The sequence below is a fragment of the Paenibacillus sp. FSL L8-0340 genome, assembly GCF_038593145.1.
In the GTDB taxonomy this organism is placed as follows: domain Bacteria; phylum Bacillota; class Bacilli; order Paenibacillales; family Paenibacillaceae; genus Paenibacillus_AQ.
Genome location: NZ_CP151967.1, coordinates 6,324,412 through 6,344,890, shown reverse-complemented (window position 1 = coordinate 6,344,890; position 20,479 = coordinate 6,324,412). Strand labels below are relative to the sequence as shown.

15 protein-coding genes and 2 pseudogenes are annotated in these 20,479 nt (G+C 49.2%); 15 read left to right on the top strand and 2 right to left on the bottom strand.

What is annotated here, in order from left to right; translation table 11 throughout:
* Nucleotides 1-76 precede the first annotated feature (76 nt).
* From NST07_RS29055 to NST07_RS29035, 5 genes and pseudogenes are all read left to right on the top strand, one after another.
* Entirely contained in the window at nucleotides 77-1,903 is a 1,827-nt protein-coding gene (locus NST07_RS29055) for an APC family permease (protein ID WP_341379749.1), read from the top strand.
* Nucleotides 1,904-1,974: 71 nt separating this feature from the next.
* A complete protein-coding gene (locus tag NST07_RS29050) occupies nucleotides 1,975-2,199 on the top strand; it encodes a DUF6199 family natural product biosynthesis protein (protein WP_341096178.1) in 225 nt (74 codons plus the stop codon).
* A 90-nt stretch (nucleotides 2,200-2,289) separates the two neighbouring features.
* Nucleotides 2,290-2,407 (top strand): annotated as a pseudogene (locus tag NST07_RS29045) (hypothetical protein); the annotation flags it as partial.
* Nucleotides 2,407-3,453: a LamG-like jellyroll fold domain-containing protein gene (locus NST07_RS29040; RefSeq protein WP_342480642.1), complete on the top strand. Its 1,047-nt coding sequence runs from the start codon at nucleotides 2,407-2,409 to the stop codon at nucleotides 3,451-3,453. The pseudogene NST07_RS29045 and the gene NST07_RS29040, both read left to right, overlap by 1 nt.
* A 723-nt stretch (nucleotides 3,454-4,176) precedes the next feature.
* A complete protein-coding gene (locus NST07_RS29035) occupies nucleotides 4,177-4,926 on the top strand; it encodes a hypothetical protein (protein WP_341096176.1) in 750 nt (249 codons plus the stop codon).
* A 246-nt stretch (nucleotides 4,927-5,172) separates the two neighbouring features.
* On the opposite strand, the gene NST07_RS29030 is transcribed toward NST07_RS29035, so the two are convergent.
* Complete coding sequence (locus tag NST07_RS29030; RefSeq protein ID WP_341096175.1) at nucleotides 5,173-7,506, bottom strand: AraC family transcriptional regulator; 2,334 nt, start codon at nucleotides 7,504-7,506, stop codon at nucleotides 5,173-5,175.
* Nucleotides 7,507-7,720: 214 nt separating this feature from the next.
* On the opposite strand from NST07_RS29030, the gene NST07_RS29025 reads away from it, so the two are divergent.
* From NST07_RS29025 to NST07_RS28980, 10 genes and pseudogenes are all read left to right on the top strand, one after another.
* A complete protein-coding gene (locus NST07_RS29025; RefSeq protein ID WP_341379746.1) occupies nucleotides 7,721-9,244 on the top strand; it encodes an extracellular solute-binding protein in 1,524 nt (507 codons plus the stop codon).
* Nucleotides 9,245-9,956: 712 nt separating this feature from the next.
* On the top strand, nucleotides 9,957-11,519 hold the full coding sequence (locus NST07_RS29020; protein WP_341096173.1) for an extracellular solute-binding protein: 1,563 nt from the start codon (nucleotides 9,957-9,959) through the stop codon (nucleotides 11,517-11,519).
* 128 nt (nucleotides 11,520-11,647) lie between these two features.
* On the top strand, nucleotides 11,648-12,616 hold the full coding sequence (locus tag NST07_RS29015; RefSeq protein ID WP_038596257.1) for a sugar ABC transporter permease: 969 nt from the start codon (nucleotides 11,648-11,650) through the stop codon (nucleotides 12,614-12,616).
* A 22-nt stretch (nucleotides 12,617-12,638) separates the two neighbouring features.
* Nucleotides 12,639-13,514 (top strand): carbohydrate ABC transporter permease, encoded by an 876-nt coding sequence (locus tag NST07_RS29010; RefSeq protein WP_038596255.1) that lies wholly within the window; start codon nucleotides 12,639-12,641, stop codon nucleotides 13,512-13,514.
* 42 nt (nucleotides 13,515-13,556) lie between these two features.
* Entirely contained in the window at nucleotides 13,557-14,660 is a 1,104-nt protein-coding gene (locus NST07_RS29005; RefSeq protein WP_342480641.1) for a glycoside hydrolase family 88 protein, read from the top strand.
* A 59-nt stretch (nucleotides 14,661-14,719) separates the two neighbouring features.
* A pseudogene (locus NST07_RS29000) lies at nucleotides 14,720-15,141 on the top strand (glycosyl hydrolase family 28 protein); the annotation flags it as partial.
* Nucleotides 15,142-15,375: 234 nt separating this feature from the next.
* Nucleotides 15,376-16,386, top strand: a complete 1,011-nt coding sequence (locus tag NST07_RS28995; protein WP_342480640.1) for a ketoacyl-ACP synthase III — start codon at nucleotides 15,376-15,378, stop codon at nucleotides 16,384-16,386.
* A 336-nt stretch (nucleotides 16,387-16,722) separates the two neighbouring features.
* Complete coding sequence (locus NST07_RS28990) at nucleotides 16,723-17,724, top strand: ROK family protein (RefSeq protein WP_342480639.1); 1,002 nt, start codon at nucleotides 16,723-16,725, stop codon at nucleotides 17,722-17,724.
* Between the two features lie 43 nt (nucleotides 17,725-17,767).
* Nucleotides 17,768-19,000 carry an MFS transporter gene (locus NST07_RS28985; protein ID WP_342480638.1) on the top strand — a complete coding sequence of 411 codons (1,233 nt, stop codon included), beginning with the start codon at nucleotides 17,768-17,770 and terminating at the stop codon, nucleotides 18,998-19,000.
* A gap of 89 nt (nucleotides 19,001-19,089) precedes the next feature.
* Nucleotides 19,090-19,251, top strand: coding sequence for a hypothetical protein (locus tag NST07_RS28980; RefSeq protein ID WP_342480637.1), 162 nt, complete (start codon nucleotides 19,090-19,092; stop codon nucleotides 19,249-19,251).
* A 2-nt stretch (nucleotides 19,252-19,253) separates the two neighbouring features.
* Here NST07_RS28980 and NST07_RS28975 read toward each other — a convergent pair whose 3' ends face one another.
* Nucleotides 19,254-20,270 carry a LacI family DNA-binding transcriptional regulator gene (locus NST07_RS28975; RefSeq protein WP_341097777.1) on the bottom strand — a complete coding sequence of 339 codons (1,017 nt, stop codon included), beginning with the start codon at nucleotides 20,268-20,270 and terminating at the stop codon, nucleotides 19,254-19,256.
* Nucleotides 20,271-20,479 lie beyond the last annotated feature (209 nt).

The window sequence follows — 20,479 nt, the reverse complement described above, 5'->3', positions numbered from 1 at the left end:
TTATACTCCGGTCGGACTGAGATTATTTTTTACTTCCAAGGGTAATATAACATTAAAAAAAGTGCGGGTGAGGCTGATGATGTCTTCGGTAAAAAGATTGCTAATTGGACGTCCGCTTAAGTCGGATCAACTGGGCGACCAAAAACTGAACAAAACCAAAGCGCTGGCTATTTTATCTTCGGATGCTTTATCCTCCGTCGCTTATGGTCCTGAACAAATCCTGCTGGTTCTGATCACCATTAGTGCAGCAGCCTTCTGGTATTCCATCCCGATTGCCATCGGTGTTCTGGTGCTGCTGACGGCCCTGATTTTATCTTACCGGCAAATTATTTATGCTTATCCTCACGGCGGCGGAGCCTACGTCGTTTCCAAGGAAAACCTCGGGAATTATCCCGGCCTGATTGCGGGCGGCTCGCTATTGGTCGACTATATATTGACGGTTGCGGTGAGTGTATCCGCCGGTACTGACGCGATTACTTCGGCTTTTCCAAGCTTGCATCCGTATAATGTAATTATTGCCGTTCTATTTGTCCTGCTGATTACGACGCTGAATTTGCGGGGGGTTACAGAATCGGCCTCCTTCCTTGCTTATCCGGTCTACTTATTTGTTCTTGCATTGTTTATTATGATCGGACTTGGTCTGTTCAATGTTCTAACAGGCCGGGTGCCTGCTGAACTGCATACCCCCATCGGTACACCGGTAGCCGGGATCAGCCTGTTTCTGCTCCTGAAGGCTTTTTCCTCCGGGAGCTCGGCGCTGACGGGAGTGGAGGCCATTTCCAATGCCATTCCTAACTTCAAGGCTCCGGCACCGAACAATGCGGCCAAAACATTGGCGGCGATGGGGATCCTACTTGCGGTCCTGTTTTCCGGAATTGTGCTCTTGGCTTATTATTACGGGATCATCCCTAATGAAGAGGTTACGGTGGTCTCACAAATTGCCGAGCAGGTCTTTGGCCGGAACTTTATGTATTTCTTTGTGCAAGGCACAACGGCCTTGATTCTGGTTCTGGCGGCTAATACCGGATATTCGGCTTTTCCGCTGCTTGCGGTCAATCTGGCCAAGGATAAATTTATTCCGAGAATGTTCACGGTCCGCGGCGACCGGCTGGGGTATTCCAATGGGATTGTCAGTCTTGGCGTATTGTCCATTATTCTGATCATTGCTTTTGAAGGCCGGACTGAACATTTGATTCCGCTGTATGCGGTGGGCGTATTTATTCCCTTCACCCTCTCACAGACCGGAATGATGATCAAATGGATCCGCCAGAAGCCGGAAGGCTGGGTTCCTAAGCTGATTATCAACACAACCGGGGCAGTCATCAGCTTTGTCGTCACGATGATGTTTTTCATGACTAAATTTACGCAGGTGTGGCCAGTGCTGATCTTTTTACCGCTGATTATCCTGCTCTTTTACCGTATCCGTAAGCACTATGAAGCGGTGGCTGATCAGCTGCGGATTACGACCTGCGAACCGCCTCTGGCGATTGAGGGGAATATTATCATCCTTCCGGTTGCCGGAATTACGCATGTGGTGGAGAATTCGCTGCGTTATGCCAAGTCGCTGTCCGCCGAACAGATTATTGCCGTCCACGTTCCTTTCGAGCGGGAGGATGATGCTATATTCGAAGAGAAGTGGAAGAAATTCCATCCCGAAGTGAGGCTGGTGACGTTGTATTCGCCTTACCGCAGCATCATTCATCCGCTGACCAAATTTATCGACACCGTGCAGCGCAAGGCGAGTGAATCGAATTACCAGGTGACCGTGATTGTACCGCAGTTTATTCCGAAGAAGGGCTGGCACAACATCCTGCATAACCAGTCCAGCCTGCTGATCCGTGCACATCTGCTTTACCGCAGGAACGTTATCATAACTACAGTGCCTTATCATTTGAAAAAATAGTATTCCGAAAAAAGGAATGGCAAGAAACACTTTCCGGGTATGCCCGTATAATCTCGAAAGGGGCTGATTATATGCTTACCGGAATTGTCATCATGATTCTCGGACTCTCCACTGTAGCGTTCGGGATATATATCCGCAAGAATCCAGCCAGTGGATGGCGGATGAATGTGGGATGGAAAGTGAAAGGGGATGCCGATCCCAGCGATTACTATCTGGAATCGGTTAAATTTTCCGGAACAATTGCCATATGTGCGGGTGCGCTTTTTACGATATTAGGAATCTTACCGATGCTTTAAATGCTTTAATTACAGGAAACCTTGATTGGCGAAATGCCTTTCAAGGTTTTTTTGTCGTTTTTGTATCCGGTTACAATTGGGAGAACGGTGGAGACCAATGAAGTGGGAACCAATGAATTTATCCGCTGGGCAAAAGAATAATGCCGAGGTGATGATGGCCGTCAACCTCGGAACCAGAGGTGCCGATGCTGCCCGCAACCTGCTGGAATGCCTGCACTGCCTGCCGGCGAGTGGAAACATGTGGCCGTGACGCTCACGGGTACTCAGGGTGTCCTGTATACCGACGGTGTGGAGGCGGGGAGAAATGACCACATGACGCTCCGGCCTTCCGACCTTGGCAAGACCAAAAATAATTACATCGGCAAATCACAATTCGCAGATCCGTATTTTGACGGTCTGGTTGACGACTTCCGCATTTACAGCAGAGCCCTTAGTGCTGCCGAAATTGCAGCTCTAATCGCGCCTGCCGGAAATATTGTTTCGGTCGAGGATGCCATGCTGACTACTCCGGCTCAGGAGGCGCCGAAGCTTCCGGCAACGGTCAAGGCGACACTGGAGGACGGCAGTGTGTCCGAGGCTCCGGTACAATGGGAGCCGGTAGACCCTAGTCTGTATGACAAGGAATGCAGCCTGTTCACAGTGAATGGAACCGTTGTGGGCACGGAAACGAAAGTCCAGGCTCATGTAACAGTGACGAAACGGGTTATTGCTCCCTTCCCGGAGCTTGCACTCCGCTATACCTTTGATGAAGGTCAGGGAATTACGGTTCAAGATGTTTCGGGAAGCGGGCGTGACGGAACACTTCACGGCTCGCCCGATTGGAGCGGACAGGGACACAAGAACCAGGCGCTCACCTTCAGCGGAACAAGCGGCAACTTTGCCCATGCGGGCAACGATCCAAAGCTGCAGCCGGGCAGCCTGACGCTGTCCTACTGGATTAAGCGCACCGGCGCCATGAATGACAAGGAGAATGTGCTGTTATGGTTCAAACCGGAGGGCAGCTTTGCCGGCAACGGATTTTTTGTCACCTACAACGGCAATTCCAGCATTGTATTCGTTGACGGAGCTAAGGGCTTCTATGTGAAGCAGTCACCGGAGGAGTTTCTGCCGCTGAATGAGTGGACGCATATTGTCTTTACCTATTGTGAACGGCACGGTGGAGGGAACGGGTGTGGCAGCCAAAGCAACAGTTACTGTAATTGGTGCTGCCCCAACGCCGACGCCAACGCCAGCACCACTTTGTTTAAAATATAAGCCTCTTTCTGAACACAGGATAAAATGATTGGGTTTGAAACCACGCCGCGAATGGTTTAGACTTCTACGAAGCGGACTGCTATCATTAGAACTGTGAAAGACCATAGAAAGCCACTCTGCCCATGGAATGAAAGCTAAGCACCGATATAAATGTATTTCCTGCAACTATATCAGGCAGAATCTGCTTTTTTTGAGAGATAGTTGCAGCTTGTGCAATTAAAAAATAGTTTTGTGTGTTTTTAGCTAGATTTGGTTCATATAAGTGTATGGAGTGCAACTAACCTCCCCAACGCAGCGAAACGGTCGGTTTTAGCTGTACAAAATACAACTATATAGATTGAACAAAAACTTGAGATAAAGGAAAGGAGCAACGGAGGGGATTTTGGAACTGGAGGAACGGTAGTGTCCGTCTGAAAGCTTTCTGAAGGAAAGCTGGCATCGAAAGCATAAGCAGTCTTCGGATTTCTACCGCTAAATAGCGGTTATAATCAAGGAATTCTACAAATTCAATCTATATAGTTTGCCAGGTAGAAGAACTATTCTGGCGGATGAATACCGGATAACTTGCTGACTTGCTGACTTGCTGACTTGCCAGGATAAAGGAAAAAGAGGTGCAACTGAAGGAGAGCTTTTGGTGGGGCGGATATGAGGAATGATTAGAATAAACGCGTATCGCATATACAGCATCATAAAAAGACGAAAAAGAAGAATGGAGGTGCGGCATTGAACTTAAGACAACAGCAGCAATCGATGCTGCCCTCGTTAGGGCGGCGCAGACGTTACTTTGTGGTTCTGATGATTACAATGGTTGTTCTGCTTACCGGCTGTGCCAGTGGTACGGCGCATATGACGGTGAAGAAGGATGGGAGTTTGGAGCTTGCATTCAGCATTTTATTGGATTCCCGGGCGGAGGCGATGGTTGGCGGAAAGCTGGAAGAGGTGCTGACCACCAGGCTGGAGGCTGCCGGGATTGAATTGAAAAAAAGCCAGAACGGTAAATCTACAGAATATCAATTCCTCAAAGCCTATGCTTCGCTGCAAGACCTGCAGGCAAACGCTGGCAAGCTGGACATTGTGGACACGCAGGTTGAACAGGTTAATAATTGGCTGTACACCAAATACGATGTGGTAGCCCAGCCGAAGCTGAATGCCTATTCGGATGAAATTATTGACGGGATCGGAAGTCTGAGCGTGCCGAAATCTCTGGTCCGCATGCTGCTGCAGAACCTTGCGGTCGATTTTAAATTAACGCTTCCTTATGATTTGTATGGGGCCAACAATGCCGCCGAACAGGACGGAAATACGTTGACTTGGCATATTACAATGGCTGATTCGCAGCCGCTCGAGATGGTCGTTTACGTGCCAAACGTCAGGAATATCGTCATTGCCGGTGGCGGCGTAGTGCTAATCCTGGCAGTTGCCATCATTTGGTTCATAAGAGCAAGAAAAGCGCGCAAGCCTAAGAGTGCCTGAAAGTAACCCCAATGGGGCCAACACCCTATCCCTATTATCATCCAAAAGAGCCGTCAGCCTCAGCGTACACCTGCTGGAATGTTGACGGCTTTTGTCAAAATATAAGAATTTATATGTTTCACACGATAACTTATCCTTCTATTTCTCGCTGAAACGGTACCGTCCTTAAAAAGGACGGCAAAGCCGTTTCCACTTGTCTAAATCTGGCTATTTAGGATTCACAACCGGCAGAGGATTCCCCGATACTTATCCGGTCCCGCCTTGGGCTCTGGAGCTTACGTTGTCACGGTACTGGCCGGGGGTCATCCCTTCCTGCTTCCGGAAGGAGCGGATGAAATTTTGCGAATTGTTGTATCTGAGCCTTGCGGCAATGTCCTTAATTGGCATGTCGGTTTCTTCCAGCCATTTTTTGGCCATTTTGAACCGGTACATCGCCAGGTACTCACTGAAATAATATTGGGTCTCCTTGCGGAAGACGCTGCTGAGATAGTTGGCGTTGTAATGAAGGCGTGAAGCGCACTCCTCCAGCGTAAGATCCTTGTCATAATCATGCTGGACAATATCAATAATTTTCTCTGAAATGTTGTGATATTGGGCATTTTGCCGGCTGTGAAAAATCCGGATCATCGGCAGAATAACCATACTCCAGAACCAGTCCTCGATTTCGGCTACAATGTGGAGGTCGGTCAGCTCTTCGAATAAGGAGCCGTTCACATGATAAATCTGCTTCAGGCTAATTCCCGATTCCTGCATCATAATGAGGATATTATTGAGCAGACGGGTCAGCGGAATCTGGTACTCCTGCGGGGACAGTCCCAGCGCAAAAATACACTTGAACAGCTTATGCAGCAGCTCCTTCGCTTTTTCAGTATCGGCCAGCTTGATGGCGTCCATCAGATCATTTTCGGTATGCGAAGGATAGTTTAAGTTCAGATAATGTTTGCCGGAGTTGATGTTCTCGTATTGGATAATGATGCCTTTGCCGAGCGTAATCCGGTATTTGAGAGCTTCCAGGCCTTCTCTGTAGGCGATAGATATTTTATCAAAGGAATGGAAGGGCAGACTCAGGCCAATACTGACCTGCAGCTTCAGGTAGTTATTGATCTCCTGCTGCAGATTCTCTGTCAATGAATAGAGCGACCGGTGAAAAGCTTCTGCATTGCCCTCCTTGCTGCCAATCAAGGTCACCACGGCATGATCCATAATGACAGGCGCAAGCCTGCTGTCCGGGGGTACCAGTTCCTCGATCATATTATGCGCGGCAAATAACAGCAGATGGAGATCCTTTTTCTCATAGCTGGTATCCTCAGAGAAGTCGATGCTCAACGTGATGACAGCCATCGTCTTCCATTCTTCCATCTGAGTGTGATAGCCATATTGCTCCAGCTCTTCGAGCAGCTCGCGTTTTTTGACATTGCCCTGAAAGGCTTTGGTCAGGAAAAAGGTGCGGACCTGCCGGATATGCTGGCTGACCTCCTTCTCCAGCTGTGATTTGGACTGAAATAAATGATGCACCTGTTCGCCGATAAACTGGAACTCATCCGTATGCCGGGATTTGATTCCGGGTCTGCGCAGCCCCATCTGGTTGAGCAGTCTTTCGATCGGGCTGTACATACGGCGGGAGCCGAGCCATGCGAACAGGATGGACAGCAGCAGCATCACGGCACATACATACAGGGTATAGGTTCCGATTTTGTTGGATTCCTTCGTCAAACTCTCAATGGAGGTGACCGAGAGATAGATCCAGCCGTTCAATTGGGAACGCAGATAAGTGACGGAATAGTCCTTTTCGTCCATGACGGCTTTGAATTGTCCCGAAGGTTTATTGAGATCGGAGACGAGCGAAAGATCCGCAAATCCGCCCTTTTGCACAGGCTCTCCGATCATCGAACGGTCCGGGTGAAGCAGTATGGTGCCGGACTCATTCAGCACAATAATGCTGTCCAGCGGATCTACTTCCGAGTTGATGAAGTCCTGCAGGCTGCAGGCTGGAATATTTGCCAGGGCAAGTCCGTATTTTTGCAGTTTGTTGGTCGGCAGCTTTTTAATCAGACTGATGCTGTAGTCGCAGCCCGTCACATTGATGCTCTCCTCACTGTAGAACAGCGAGGAAGGGTTCAGCACCCAGGAGGTGTTGTCGGGAACATTCATCAGATTGGAGAGCTGCTCATAATTCTTATATTCGTTCAGGCGGTAGAGGCCGGAGTTTTTGATCATCCAATTTTGCCGTTGATTTAACAGGATCACATCTTCGAGCTTTGTATCAAAGGACTGCATATTACGGATTTCGTTTCTTAAGTCATTATATAAAATGAAATCGGTTACATTTAACGGGTTATTTAGTGCTTTTTTTAATACCGAAGAATTCACAACCTGGTTTAAGGTTTGGTTGACAGTAGTCAGCTTATGCTCTACATTTGAGTTAATTTGTAAAATAAGTTCCATTTTGCTTTTGTTAACATTTTTTTGAATTTCGCTGGAGGATGTGAGATAGGAGAAAGAGCCAATGAACACCACAGGCAGCGTACTGATGACAAAGGCGAATAAAGTTAATTTACTCAGGAAGCTTAAGTGTTTCACTGATTTTCAGCACCTTTACTTGGGTAGTAGCAACCGCCTCATTTAAGTGTATTCATCAGCTAGGATAATAACAATAATCATCTGGTGCCGCAATAATCATTATCTCTAATTATTACTTTGTATAGAAGATTATTCAATAATTAGCAGTTATATTTCACAAATGAGCGTAATTATGCTAGGTATGTACTGACCAAACTTTTAGGAGGATAAAGGGATGTCCAGAGTTTTTGCAGGGAGAACGGTGCGCCGATATTGCTGTTGGGTGTTGCTGCTCTCGTTCATTTTGTTAAGCGCTTGCAGTGACAACGAGTCACCCCGGACCGGTCCCGGAGAGACCGCGCCGTTCATTTCCATCCTGGCACCTCTGCATTTCCCTCAGCAGCCCTCCAAGGATATTATGGCAGAACTTGAGAAGCTGACAGGGGCTAAGCTCGACATTACCTGGGTTCCTGAAGGTGTCTACACAGATAAAATGAATACAGCATTGACAACCAATTCGTTAGGCAAAGTCACCTTTGTGAAGTTCACGGATTATAATCTGCTGAAAAGTGCGATCCGCTCAGAAGCTTTCTGGGAGATCGGGCCTTATCTGCAGGAGTTCCCGAATTTGAAACAGCTGGACCCTGCGATTCTTAACCAGGCTGCTGTAGACGGCAAAATCTATGGATTGTATACCGAGCGCCCTTCCTCCAGGCAAGGAATCATCATCCGCCAAGACTGGCTGGACCATCTTCAGTTAAGCAAGCCGCAAACACTGGATGAACTGTATGAGGTCATGAAGCAGTTTACGTATAATGATCCGGACGGAAACGGCAAACAGGACACCATTGGCCTGGTCGACCGCAACGATCTCGTGTACGGCGTGTTTAAGACACTCAGCTCCTATTTCGGTACTCCGAATAACTGGAAGCTGGAGAATCATCAGTTTATCCCTGAGTTCGTGACCCCTGAATATATGAACACCATGAATTTCATGCGGAAATTATATAATGAGAAAATGATAAATCAGGATTTCGCCTTAACCAGCAAGGAGGTCCAGCGGGATAAGTTTATCCGGGGAACGGCCGGTGTTTTTATTGGCAGCATGACGGATGTGCAGCGGCTCTCCAGTGAGGCTCAGACGATCAATCCGGCTGCTGAATTTACACTAATTAACCGGATTAAGGGGCCAAACGGATATAAAGTATGGTCCATCCCGAACTACAACGGCCTTTACCTGTTCTCCAAAAAAGCCATAGCCACGGAGCAGGAGCTGAAGCAGGTGCTTGGTTTTTTTGACCGGACTATGGACCGGGATGTCGCCAATCTGATGAAATACGGGTTCGAGGGCCGGCATTATAAGCTGGAAGGCGGGAAGGTGATTCTTCCGGAGGAGACTTCACAGCTGCGTGTAAATGAAGTGAATCCGCTCTACTCCCTGATGATCGCCGACTTCGGCAACAAGAACATTATGGAAGTGGAGAAAAAAGAGCAGCTGACCGCCCTGGCCGACCAGCTCAGCAAGGACAACGAACAGTTTCTCGTGGATGACCCGACCCTGCGCTTAAGCTCTCCAACCTATGATGAGAAAAATGTGGAGCTGTCGACGATTATCGTAGATGCGACCTACAACTACATCATCGGCAATATCACTGTTGAGGAATTCAACGAGCAGGTGGAAAAATGGAGAACAAGCGGCGGCAACCTGATCATCCAGGAATACACCGCCGCTGAGGCCCGGGCAGAGGCGGGCAAGTAGGATAGAAGGGCGGGGGATTGTAATCAGTCTCTTGGATTGACCCAGCCAGACTGCAGATTTCTCTCATTAGTAACTGTACATGTTCCCAATAATCTCCCCGCCCATGCCATGACGTTTCAACTAACTGTTCCTTGCACGCCCTATTGTTCACTCTACCTAACCCATTCCCACTAACAACAACTGCTACACATCCTAAATTCCATCCATCGCAAGTAACTTCTCCCCACTGCTCCAGGTTTTCTTCCCGACTAATCCCCACCGATTGTCCCCCACCGCAGAAACCAGCGGTGGTTTTTACTCTGCTCCCTTTCCATATGAATGGAAAGGAAAACCCTTGGAGAGGTGAAAGTAACGAAGGGGAAGTTTGATCCTTACGGAGCGGCAGCGTTCGCCTTTATGTTTGGATTTCTACCGCCGCCAGCGGTTCAAATCAGGAAATCCAAACATAACAGCGACCGGAAGTCCAAACATTCCCCGCAGTTACCCCCACCGCTCCCATAGCCTACACTCGATTAATCCCACCAATCCCACAGTCCCTCCTCACAGCATCCCTCCATCATCCGTTTTTCCTTTCCATTTATAACCCAATAATCATTTGCTCACACCCCACCCCCAAACGCCCCATTATGAGTAAATGATTGTATTCGAAACCTGGCCGAGGCTGTAGTCTGTTGCTTGTAACCAATACAAGTCAAACGGAGGTCAAAATGGTATGAATAAAAAATCCTTCACCCTGCTCCTGAGTGCATTGTTAACGTTCAGCATGTTGACAGCGTGTTCAGGCAACAACAACAACAATAAGGAAGCAGCGGCGACAAAAGATCCCGGTACAAGCGGGGGGACCAACACCGCGACAACAGAACCGGCACCAGAGCCGGAGAAACCGACAGAAATTAAGATTATGCTTCCCCTGAACACGACAGAGACTCCACCGGACACAATCAAAGCGGAAGTGGAGAAATTGACCAATACGAAGCTGACCTATCAATTTTTCCCGGCGGATACCTATGAAGAGAAGCTGAATTCATCGTTTGCCACAGGTTCATTGCCGCAGGTGACCTATTTGAAGAATCAGACGACCTTCCTGCAGATGAAGGAAGCGATCAAGGATGGACAGTTCTGGGAGATCGGTCCTTATCTGACGGAATTCCCGAACCTGAACAAGCTGAAGCCGGAAATCCTCAATAACACCAAAGTGGACGGCAAGCTGTACACCGTGTATATCGGACGGCCGCTGGCGCGTCAAGGGATCATTTACCGCAAGGACTGGGCAGATAAATTGGGGCTGAAGGCACCTGCGAATCTAGATGAGCTGTTCGCCATGGCGAAGGCTTTTACGGAACAGGACCCGGATGGCAACGGCAAAAAAGACACCACAGGGATTGTGGACCGGAATGAGCTGGTATACGGAGCTTTCAAAACCGTCTCCTCCTGGTTCGGAACCCCGAACAACTGGGGCGAGAAGGATGGCCAGCTTGCACCGGAATTTATGTTCCCGCAATATATCGATGCGATGGACTACTTCAAAAAGCTTCGTGATTCCGAGTACATGAACCAGGATTTCGCGGCTACCAGTAAAACAGATGCTGTAAATATGTTCACCAGCGGTAAAGCGGGCCTGTATATCGGCGGATCCATGCCTGATATTGATAACCTCAATAAGGATCTGATCAAGAATGTCCCGGATGCCGTTTTGGATGCGCACAGTATGGTCGCCGGACCGGATGGCAAGATTACCCAATGGATGATTCCGGGCTATAACAACGTGGTCCTCTTCCCGAAAGGCGCAGTCAAGGATGAAGCCGAACTGAAGAAGATTCTGGCGTTCTTTGACAAGATGATGACTCCTGAGGTTGCCAACCTGATGTACTGGGGGATTGAAGGCACACACTACACCGTTGAAGACGGCAAAGCGAAGCCGGCGGATGACAAAGAGCTGATTGAACGCGAGGTTAAAGGCTATAAGGACAGCGTTATCGGTGAATACGAAACCAACGGGATGTACCAGCCTTTGAACGTGCTGCCAGGCCGGATTCATGCTGATGAACTGGCGCTGGAGAACGTCAAATTCGGAGTGGCTGACCCTACGGCTGCCCTGGATTCGGCGACCTATACCTCCAAGGGCGTTGAGCTTCAACAGATTATTACGGATGCTACCTACAATTATATCTATGGACAGCTGGACAAGGCCGGATTTGAAAAAGAAGTGGAATCCTGGAAGAGCCGGGGCGGTGCAGCCATTATCGAAGAATACAACGCCGCATACAAGAAATAGGATGACAGTCGTGAACGGTTAGGCTAAGGCCCAGTGAAGAAGGCTGCCGAAGCAGCTTCAGCAGCCTTCTGATTCATACGAAACCGGCAGTCAGATGATCAATTTATGAAGCAGAAAGGAAGAGTATTATGCAGGAAGTCACCGCTCAGCCCAGCGCAATTCCTGAGCTGGAGCCCAAAAAATACAAAAGCAGCAGTGAACTCAAAAAGCGGCTGTGGAGAAATAAACTGCTTTACGTCATGCTGATACCGGGAGTGCTGTTTTTTGTTATTTTTAAATACTTTCCAATGTACGGCTTGGTCATTTCCTTTCAGGATTACAAGCCTTATCAGGGGATCCTCGGCAGCAATTGGGTAGGGCTTGAGCATTTCAAGCGGCTGTTCGCGGAGCCGGATTTTCTCAATATCCTGGGGAATACGCTGATTTTGTTCGGAATGAATATCATCTTTTATTTTCCGATTCCGATTATCCTTGCGCTGATGCTGAATGAGCTGAGAGGCACATTTTTCAAAAGATTGTTCCAGACACTCGTTTATCTGCCCCACTTTATGTCATGGGTTATCGTCGTTTCCATTACTTTCGTTATGGTCACGATGGACGGAGGAATTATTAACGAGCTATTGGTCTATTTCGGCCTTCCCAAGGTGAATTTCCTGCTGAATCCCGACTGGTTCAGGCCAATGTATATCATTCAGGTCATTTGGAGAGAAGCAGGCTGGGGCACCATCATTTATCTCGCAGCCATTGCGGCTGTGGATCCCGGACTTTACGAAGCTGCGCGCATGGACGGAGCCGGCCGGCTGAGACAGGTCTGGCACATTACCCTTCCGGCGATCCGAAGCGTCATTATTACACTGCTGATTCTGAAAATCGGTTCCGTGCTGGATCTTGGATTTGAACACGCCTATCTGCTGCTCAACTCCATGAACCGGGAAGTGGCGGAAATTATTGATACGTACGTGTATACCGCAGGTTTGAGACAAGGACAATTCAGTTACAGTACGGCTATTGGCTTCTTTAAATCAGTGATTGGACTCATTATGGTCATGTCGGTCAACAAATTATCGAAGAAAATGGGAGAAGAAGGCGTTTATTGAGAGAAATGCGGGAGGAATTCAAATGGTAGAAGACAGAACGATCGGCGGCCGGATCTTTGCTGCTGTTAACTTTACGCTGTTGGCCCTCATTGCACTTGTGACGGTGCTTCCATTTATCCACGTGGTAGCAGGCTCCTTCACAACCAGTGCGGAGCTCGCGGCCAACAAATTTGTACTGATTCCAAAAGTATGGAGCTTTGAGGCGTACAAGTTTATTTTCTCGACGGATACGATTTTTAGAGCGCTGGGAGTTTCGATTGGGGTTACGCTCATCGGTACAGCATTCAGTATGTTTATAACAGCTTTAATGGCCTACGGCCTCTCCAGAAGGGATCTGGACGGGCGCAATGTTATTAACTTTTTGGTCGTGTTCACGATGCTGTTTCACGGCGGGATGATTCCTACGTTCCTGGTGGTGAAGGAGCTGGGGCTGATTGATTCCTATGCGGCTCTAATTCTGCCTTCGGCAATCAGTGCGTTTAACATGATTATTCTCAAGAACTTCTTTCAGAATATCCCGGAGGGTCTTGAGGAATCCGCCAAAATTGACGGCTGCAACGACTTCGGCATCCTGTTCCGGATTGTATTGCCGTTATCTTTGCCCTCGATTGCGACAATTTCCCTGTTCTATGCGGTGACGTATTGGAACACCTATATGAGTGCCATTCTCTACCTGGATGACAGCGCCAAATGGCCGATCCAGGTGCTGCTGAGACAAATTGTCGTGCTGGCCAGCGGGATGGATTACAGCTCTTCGCTCGATGCTGCGGTTCCGCCGCCGGATCAGACGATCAAGATGGCCGTTATCGTGGTGGCAACCCTGCCGATTCTGATGGTTTATCCGTTCTTGCAGAAGCATTTTGCCAAAGGGGCTATGCTGGGATCAATGAAGGGTTAACCGCCAAAGGACAGGTATTCTTATGTTGGAAGGGGTAGTAAGATGATTGGCAGTCTGCCGAAAACACCCATGGAATGGGCAAAAAAAGCCTGTGACTCTTTAATGGATACTTATCAAGCGGGAGAGCTTCCTCCTGCACATCGCTGGCATTACCATCAAGGCGTGTTTCTATGCGGGATGGAGCTGCTCTGGGAAGCTGTCCGGGAGGACCGCTATCTGGAGTACATCGGTCAATATGTGGATGATCTGGTGGATGATCAGGGCAATTTCTATTTTGCCCGCGATGAGCTGGATGCGGTTCAGGCAGGACTGCTGCTGTTCACACTGCATGAACGGACCGGCAAGGGCAAGTACCGGACGGCTGCCGATAAGCTGAGAAATCTGCTGCTGACAGTAAACAGAACCGCCGAAGGCGGATACTGGCACAAGGATAAGTATCCTTATCAAATGTGGCTTGACGGGCTCTATATGGCTGGAGTCTTCTCGCTGAAATATGCTAATGCTTACGGGGAAGCCGGCTTGCGGCAAACCGTGCTGCATCAAGAGAAGCTGATGCGCAAATATATGAAGGATGAAGCTACCGGCCTCTTGTACCATGCCTGGGATGAGAGCCGGCGGATGCCTTGGGCCCATCCCAAAACGGGCTGCTCTCCCGAGTTCTGGAGCCGGTCCCTGGGCTGGTACGGTCTGGCATTGTCGCAATTTCTGGACCTGCTGCCGGCGGATGAACCGGGCCGGGCGGAGCTGGCTGCTGCGCTGAGCGAATTCGTGCAGGCCTTGATCCGTTATCAGGATAAGGACAGCGGACTGTGGTACCAGGTCGTGGATAAGGGCGATGAGCCGGATAACTGGCTGGAAACGTCGGGGTCCTGCCTGTTCGTCTACACCATCGCCAAAGCGGTGAAGTTGGGTCTGGCTACTGAAGAAGCAGCAGCGGTGACAGCAGCCCAAAAAGGCTATGAAGGCCTGATCTCGGTGCTTCAGCAGGATGATCAGGGCCGCGTGATCCTGCCGGATATCTGCATCGGCACTTCGGCGGGCGACTATGAGAATTATGTCACCCGGCCTAAGGTCAGCAATGATCTGCATGGAGTGGGGGCGCTCGTCATGGCTTGTGTGGAGATGGAGTCTTTGTACAGAATGTAAGAGGATGAAGCGGGAAGCTCTGCAGCGGTTGGAGCGCTGCTCGGGAGGAAGGGAGACCCATGTATAACATTGCGGATTACGGAGCGCTGCGGGATAGTCCAGTGCCGGCAACGGGAGCTATTGCGGATGCCATTGCGGCTGCGAGCAGAGACGGCGGCGGAACGGTAGTTATCCCGGCCGGGACTTTCCGGCTGTGGAATCCAGATGGGAAGGCGTGAAACGGCAAGTGCATGCGTCCTGCATTTACGGGGAGGATCTAGTGAATGTATCCATTACCGGAAGCGGAACTCTGGAGGGCAATGGCGCCCCCTGGTGGAACAAGCACCGGAATCACCCGGAGGCGCTGGAGTATCCCCGTCCAACGCTGATCGGATCTAACAACTGCACCCGGGTTACGATCAAGGATGTAATGCTGCTGAACTCACCGAGCTGGATGGTGAATCCGATCTGCTGCAGCAATGTGACGATCGACAATATCTCTTACACCGGAAGGTTCACGGTGCTGTACCTAAGCTATGCTGCTGCTTACCCGTTTACCTTTTGTTCAATAGGTTTACTAGGAACTGTGGCCCTTTTGGGCCATAGTTCTTTTTTTGATCTTCGGAGAGTCCAGGGAAATATTTACTTTACGGCTTTTTCCTTTGCAATATAAGCAGGTATCGCATATAATTAGTACCAAGTACTAATACCAGATACTATTAATGAGGTGATTTCATTGGCGGGTGCGAAAATTACAGCGATTGGATCTTATGTGCCAGTCCGGAGGCTAACCAATAGCGATTTGGAACAGATGGTAGAGACGAACGATGAGTGGATTGTCCAGCGAACCGGAATCCGCGAGCGGAGAATCAGCCGTGAAGATGAATATACCAGTGATTTATGTGTTTCTGCCGCGCAGGATCTGCTGAAGCGTTATGGCAAGTCTGCCGGGGACGTGGATATGGTTATTGTGGCTACCAGCACGCCTGACTTTTCTTTTCCTTCTGTAGCATCCATAATTCAGCACCGTCTTGGGATTCCGCTTACAGCCGGAGCTGTCGATATGAGTGCCGCCTGTGCAGGTTTTGTCTATGCCTTGCATACGGCCCACGCTTATGTCGCATCAGGATTGCACCGCAAGGTTCTGGTTCTTGGGGCAGATGCGCTGTCCAAAATTACAGACTATACCGACCGCAGCACCTGTATCCTTTTTGGGGATGGGGCCGGGGCGGTTCTTGTGGAGAGCGATGAGCTCGAGGACAGCTTCCTCGGCTTCCATCTGGGCAGTGACGGCGGCGGAGCACATCATGTGTACCGCACGGGCCTGTCGCATAAGGTGAACGGGATTGAACTGATGAATTCAGGCAAGCTGGTGCAAAATGGCCGGGAGGTTTTCCGCTGGGCGGTAAGAACCGTACCCCAAGGCATCCAGCAGGTACTTAAAAATGCGGGGGCAGAGCTTGCGCAAGTGGACTGGCTGATTCCGCACAGCGCCAACCTGCGGATGATCGAGCCCATTTGTGAGCGCTTGGATTATCCTCTTGAGCAGGCACTGTACAGCCTTGAATATTTCGGCAATACGTCGGCCGCAAGCATACCACTCGCCCTGGACCTGGGTGTCCGCGAGGGCAAAGTGCTGAATGGCCAGCAGATTCTATTGTATGGATTCGGCGCGGGTCTGGCCCATGCCGGTCAACTTCTAAAGCTGGCACTGGACCCGCAGGTCGAGCTTCCGGCGCAGCTTTAACAGGTACCAGCCGTCTTCCCAGGAAGCGGCTGTTTTTATTGAAATATTAGAATTTAAATGCTTCAAGCTATAAATTATCCTTCTATTTCTCGCTGAAACGGATAATACACCGGCTCGGTTACTTCTGCTGAGTAAAAGTGTCAGGAACATTGTTAGTATTCTGCACAGTACAACTGGACTGCTGGGTGAAATTTGAGGCATAAGTGCATTTGAATTTGCCGCATTTGTGTTCAGATCTCCACTTGCCCCCTATAGTCTTGACAAGGACAGACTACTCGCTGCATACTAATTAAACAGGGTTTATTAAGTGACTTTATTATATGTCGGAGGATACTTATGGAGAAGGCTAACGGTTATTTAATCAAAGATATTAATCTCAACCTTGTGCGGCAGGCCATGAAGCAGATTGGAACGGGATCTAAGTCACAGCTGGCAGTTTTGACCAAGCTAAGCGTGGTTACTATTAATTCACTGGTCAAGGAATTGGTTCAGCTCGGTGAATTGTCGGAAGACGAAACGGTCCCATCCAATGGGGGCAGACCTGCGCTTACTTACCGCTACAATTACGGATTTAGCCTGGCGCTGGTCATTCATATGAATGAGAAGCAGGGTGAGGATGTAGTTGTTGTGACAGTAATTAATTTAGGGGATGAGATTATAGAGCAGGAAGAATACGGCATACCGCTGTTCAATCTTGAACGGTTTTTTGAATTGATTGAGCAATATTTGTCGAAACACCCTACCATCAAGGTGATTGGGATCGGTATTCCCGGCCAGTCAGTCAATGGGGAAATCAAAGTAAGCAGTCATGACCAGCTGAAAGGCGTAAGATTGAGCGAAGTTATACAGGAGCAATTTGGATTGCCGGTTGTGTTGGAAAACGATGTGAATGCTGCGATCAGCGGGTACTGTTCCCGAACCGAGAAAGATGATAATCAATGTGTGCTTGGTGTATATTTTCCAAGATCCTATCCTCCTGGCATGGGGATTTATTTGAACGGGAGTGTAGTGAAGGGCAAGGACGGCATGGCTGGTGAAATTAAGTTTCTTCCGGTGGAGGTGGACTGGAACAATCCGGTCAAGCCTGAGGTGTTTATTGAGGCAGCCTGCACGATTATTCATACGGTGAATGTTGTGCTTGCTCCGGATGAAATTGTTATTTACCAGAGCCTGATGGATGAGGAAACCTGGGGCAGCGCTTGGGAATTGTACAGAACTCAGCATGCAATGCCTTCCATGCCGAGCATCATTCTGCTTGATTCATTTCATGAAGACTTTGAGGCAGGGATGCGCTGGCTAACCTTAAAGCAGCTGGAGCCTGATATTTGGGGCAATTGATGCCCTGTTATCCGGGAAATCACAGAGAGGAAGAAACATAACTATGGCAACTTGGTTTCTAATCATTATCTATCTTTCATTTATCAGCTTGGGCATTCCTGATTCGTTGCTGGGATCGGCCTGGCCGGTGCTGCATCTGGAAATCGGCGCTCCCTTTGGATCGGCAGGTCTCATCTCTATGATCATTGCCGGAGGGACCATCGTCTCAAGTCTGGTAAGCGGCAGCATCATTAAAAAACTGGGCACAGGGACGATTACCCTGATCAGCTGCTGTATGACCGCTGGTGCGCTGCTGGGCTTTTCCTTTGCGCCTTCACTGGTTTGGTTGGCGGTTCTGGCCATTCCCCTGGGACTTGGAGGCGGAGCGGTAGATGCTGCGCTCAACCATTATGTAGCCGATAATTACAAAGCCCACCACATGAGCTGGCTGCATTGTTTTTGGGGTGTCGGTGCGACGGCGGGGCCGATGATCATGTCCTATTATATGGCGAACCACAATTCGTGGAGAGAAGGCTATTCGGCCGTTTCGATCATCCAGTTGGGTCTGGTAATCATTTTGCTTGTCACCCTTCCGTTATGGAAGCGGGTAGCGAAGCTGCATCATGCTGCAGAGGTTGTGAATTCGAACGAAGCCCAGTCTGACGGGCTCGAGGGGAGTAGAACCGGCATATCTTCCCCGCCTGCCAAAGAGAAGGTTCATCCCATTCGCCTCAAGGGCGTTAAATTCTCGCTTCTCGCATTCTTGTTTTATTGCGGTGTCGAATCCACAGTAGGGTTATGGGGGGCCAGCTATTTAGTAGGGGCAAGAGAGGTGTCAGCCGAATTAGCCGCAGGCTGGATTTCTATGTACTATGGCGGAATCACCATCGGCAGATTGATTACCGGATTTGTGACCCTAAAGATCAGCAACCGGGTGCTGATTCTGGCGGGTCAGCTTACAGCTGCCCTAGGTGGATTGCTGCTGCTGCTTCCACTGCCTGACGTTATGTCCCTCGTTGGACTCATCCTGATCGGGCTGGGGCTTGCGCCGATATATCCCGGGCTGCTTCATGAAACACCGGCCCGTTTCGGCAAAGAGAACTCCGCGCAATTAATGGGGTACCAGATGGCAGTCGCCTATACAGGAACAACCTTGCTGCCCCCATTGTTTGGTCTGATTGCTTCCGGAATTAGCATCAGCCTGTTTCCGGCCATCGTATTGGCGTTTTTGCTATTGATGATGCTGAGTTCAGAGCAGGTGAACCGGGTCCTGAAACGAAGCCGGTCAGAAGCGTAGGCCGGGTGCAAGAGATCAGCCGGTATGATTATTCTTATAGGTAAAAGCTGTTCATGCTTTTAATCTATAAGACAAAGGAGGCACGACTATTGCTAGTGATCGAAATCTTGTTTGGTATCGTATTTCTTATAGTGTTGTATTGGATCGTCCGTAAAATTGTCAATTCTCCTTCGGTGCAGAAACATGCGGCAGAGAGGGACAAAAAGTTTAAGGACGATTTCGAACACGGGGCTTATAAAGAGGATTGGTGAGGTTAAGCATTCAACCGGCTGCCGCAGGATTCGCGGACGATTAGCGCCGGTTCAACGACAAACGAACCGCCTTCTGATTGATTGTTAATTAGATCGAACAGCATATGAGCCGCAAGTACGCCAAGCCGTTCTTTGTTCTGGCGGATCGTTGTCAGCGTAGGGCTGGTGTATTTGCAGGCCTCAATATCGTCACAGCCGATGATGGCGATATCTTCAGGGATGCGCAGTCCGTGTTCCTTCAAGGCGCGGATGGCCCCAAGTGCCAGCAAATCGGAAGCGGCAAAGACCGCTTGCGGCAGGCGGCCTTTCCCGATGAGCGTCTGCATGGCCGAATAACCGCTGGCTTCAAAGAAATCCTCTCCATGTACGAACCACGTGGGATTCATCACCAGACCAAAATCTTCGATTGCCTTGATATACCCTGCTTCCCGCCGGTTGGAAATATCCGAATCCGCCGTACTGCCGATAAAGCCAAGCTCCCTGTAGCCAAGCAGATAGAAATGCTCCACGACCTTGGAGGAGATTTGATAGTTGTCCGACATCACATATCCCGATTTTTTACCCTTAAGCTCCAAATCTACGCCGATGCAGGGAATGCTGCTCATATCAAGGTCGCGGATCGAGGACTCCATCTTCTGCCCGGAGATAATCACGCAGCCGTCCACATGAAAATGCTGGCAGCGCGCGAAATAATCACCGCTGCTGATAAATTTCTCGTTGGAGAAAAAAATCAGATCGTACCCCAGCACACCCATCTGTTTCTTGAAGGAGTTCAGCACCTCGATGAAAAAGGGATGGGTAAATTCGACATTAAATTCACCGGCAAAAATGACCCCGATCAGACTCGACTTTTTGGTGGCCAGTGTTTTCGCAGAATTCGAGGGGGAATATCCGGTTTGTTCGATAATCTCCAGCACCCGCTGTTTCGTTTTTTCCGAAACATCGCTGTAATTATTCATGATTTTCGAGACCGTTGAGACGGAGACACCTGCCATTTCGGCAATTTTCTTAATATTCATTTGCATGGTAAAGCCACCCTCCGACTGATCATGAATTCTGGGAAAACGACTGATATACTGCGGTTTTGGTCCATCGATAACACTTTATCCGTTGCGAAAATCAGTTATTCCTAGTCTATTAAACTTGTTGGTACAAGTCAATCCGCAGCTGTTATTTCCGAAACCGATTTCGGCCTGGATTTTCATTTATAAATCCGCAGCAAATAGTA

Bases quoted from the DNA above. Each gene is read 5' to 3' on its own strand.
- NST07_RS28975 (WP_341097777.1), bottom strand. From the start codon at position 20,270: ATGAATATTAAGAAAATTGCCGAAATGGCAGGTGTCTCCGTCTCAACG.
- NST07_RS29010 (WP_038596255.1), top strand. From the start codon at position 12,639: ATGGTAGAAGACAGAACGATCGGCGGCCGGATCTTTGCTGCTGTTAAC.
- NST07_RS29050 (WP_341096178.1), top strand. From the start codon at position 1,975: ATGCTTACCGGAATTGTCATCATGATTCTCGGACTCTCCACTGTAGCG.
- NST07_RS29055 (WP_341379749.1), top strand. From the start codon at position 77: ATGATGTCTTCGGTAAAAAGATTGCTAATTGGACGTCCGCTTAAGTCG.
- NST07_RS29015 (WP_038596257.1), top strand. From the start codon at position 11,648: ATGCAGGAAGTCACCGCTCAGCCCAGCGCAATTCCTGAGCTGGAGCCC.
- NST07_RS29005 (WP_342480641.1), top strand. From the start codon at position 13,557: ATGATTGGCAGTCTGCCGAAAACACCCATGGAATGGGCAAAAAAAGCC.
- NST07_RS28985 (WP_342480638.1), top strand. From the start codon at position 17,768: ATGGCAACTTGGTTTCTAATCATTATCTATCTTTCATTTATCAGCTTG.
- NST07_RS29025 (WP_341379746.1), top strand. From the start codon at position 7,721: ATGTCCAGAGTTTTTGCAGGGAGAACGGTGCGCCGATATTGCTGTTGG.
- NST07_RS29020 (WP_341096173.1), top strand. From the start codon at position 9,957: ATGAATAAAAAATCCTTCACCCTGCTCCTGAGTGCATTGTTAACGTTC.
- NST07_RS28990 (WP_342480639.1), top strand. From the start codon at position 16,723: ATGGAGAAGGCTAACGGTTATTTAATCAAAGATATTAATCTCAACCTT.
- NST07_RS29040 (WP_342480642.1), top strand. From the start codon at position 2,407: ATGCCTGCACTGCCTGCCGGCGAGTGGAAACATGTGGCCGTGACGCTC.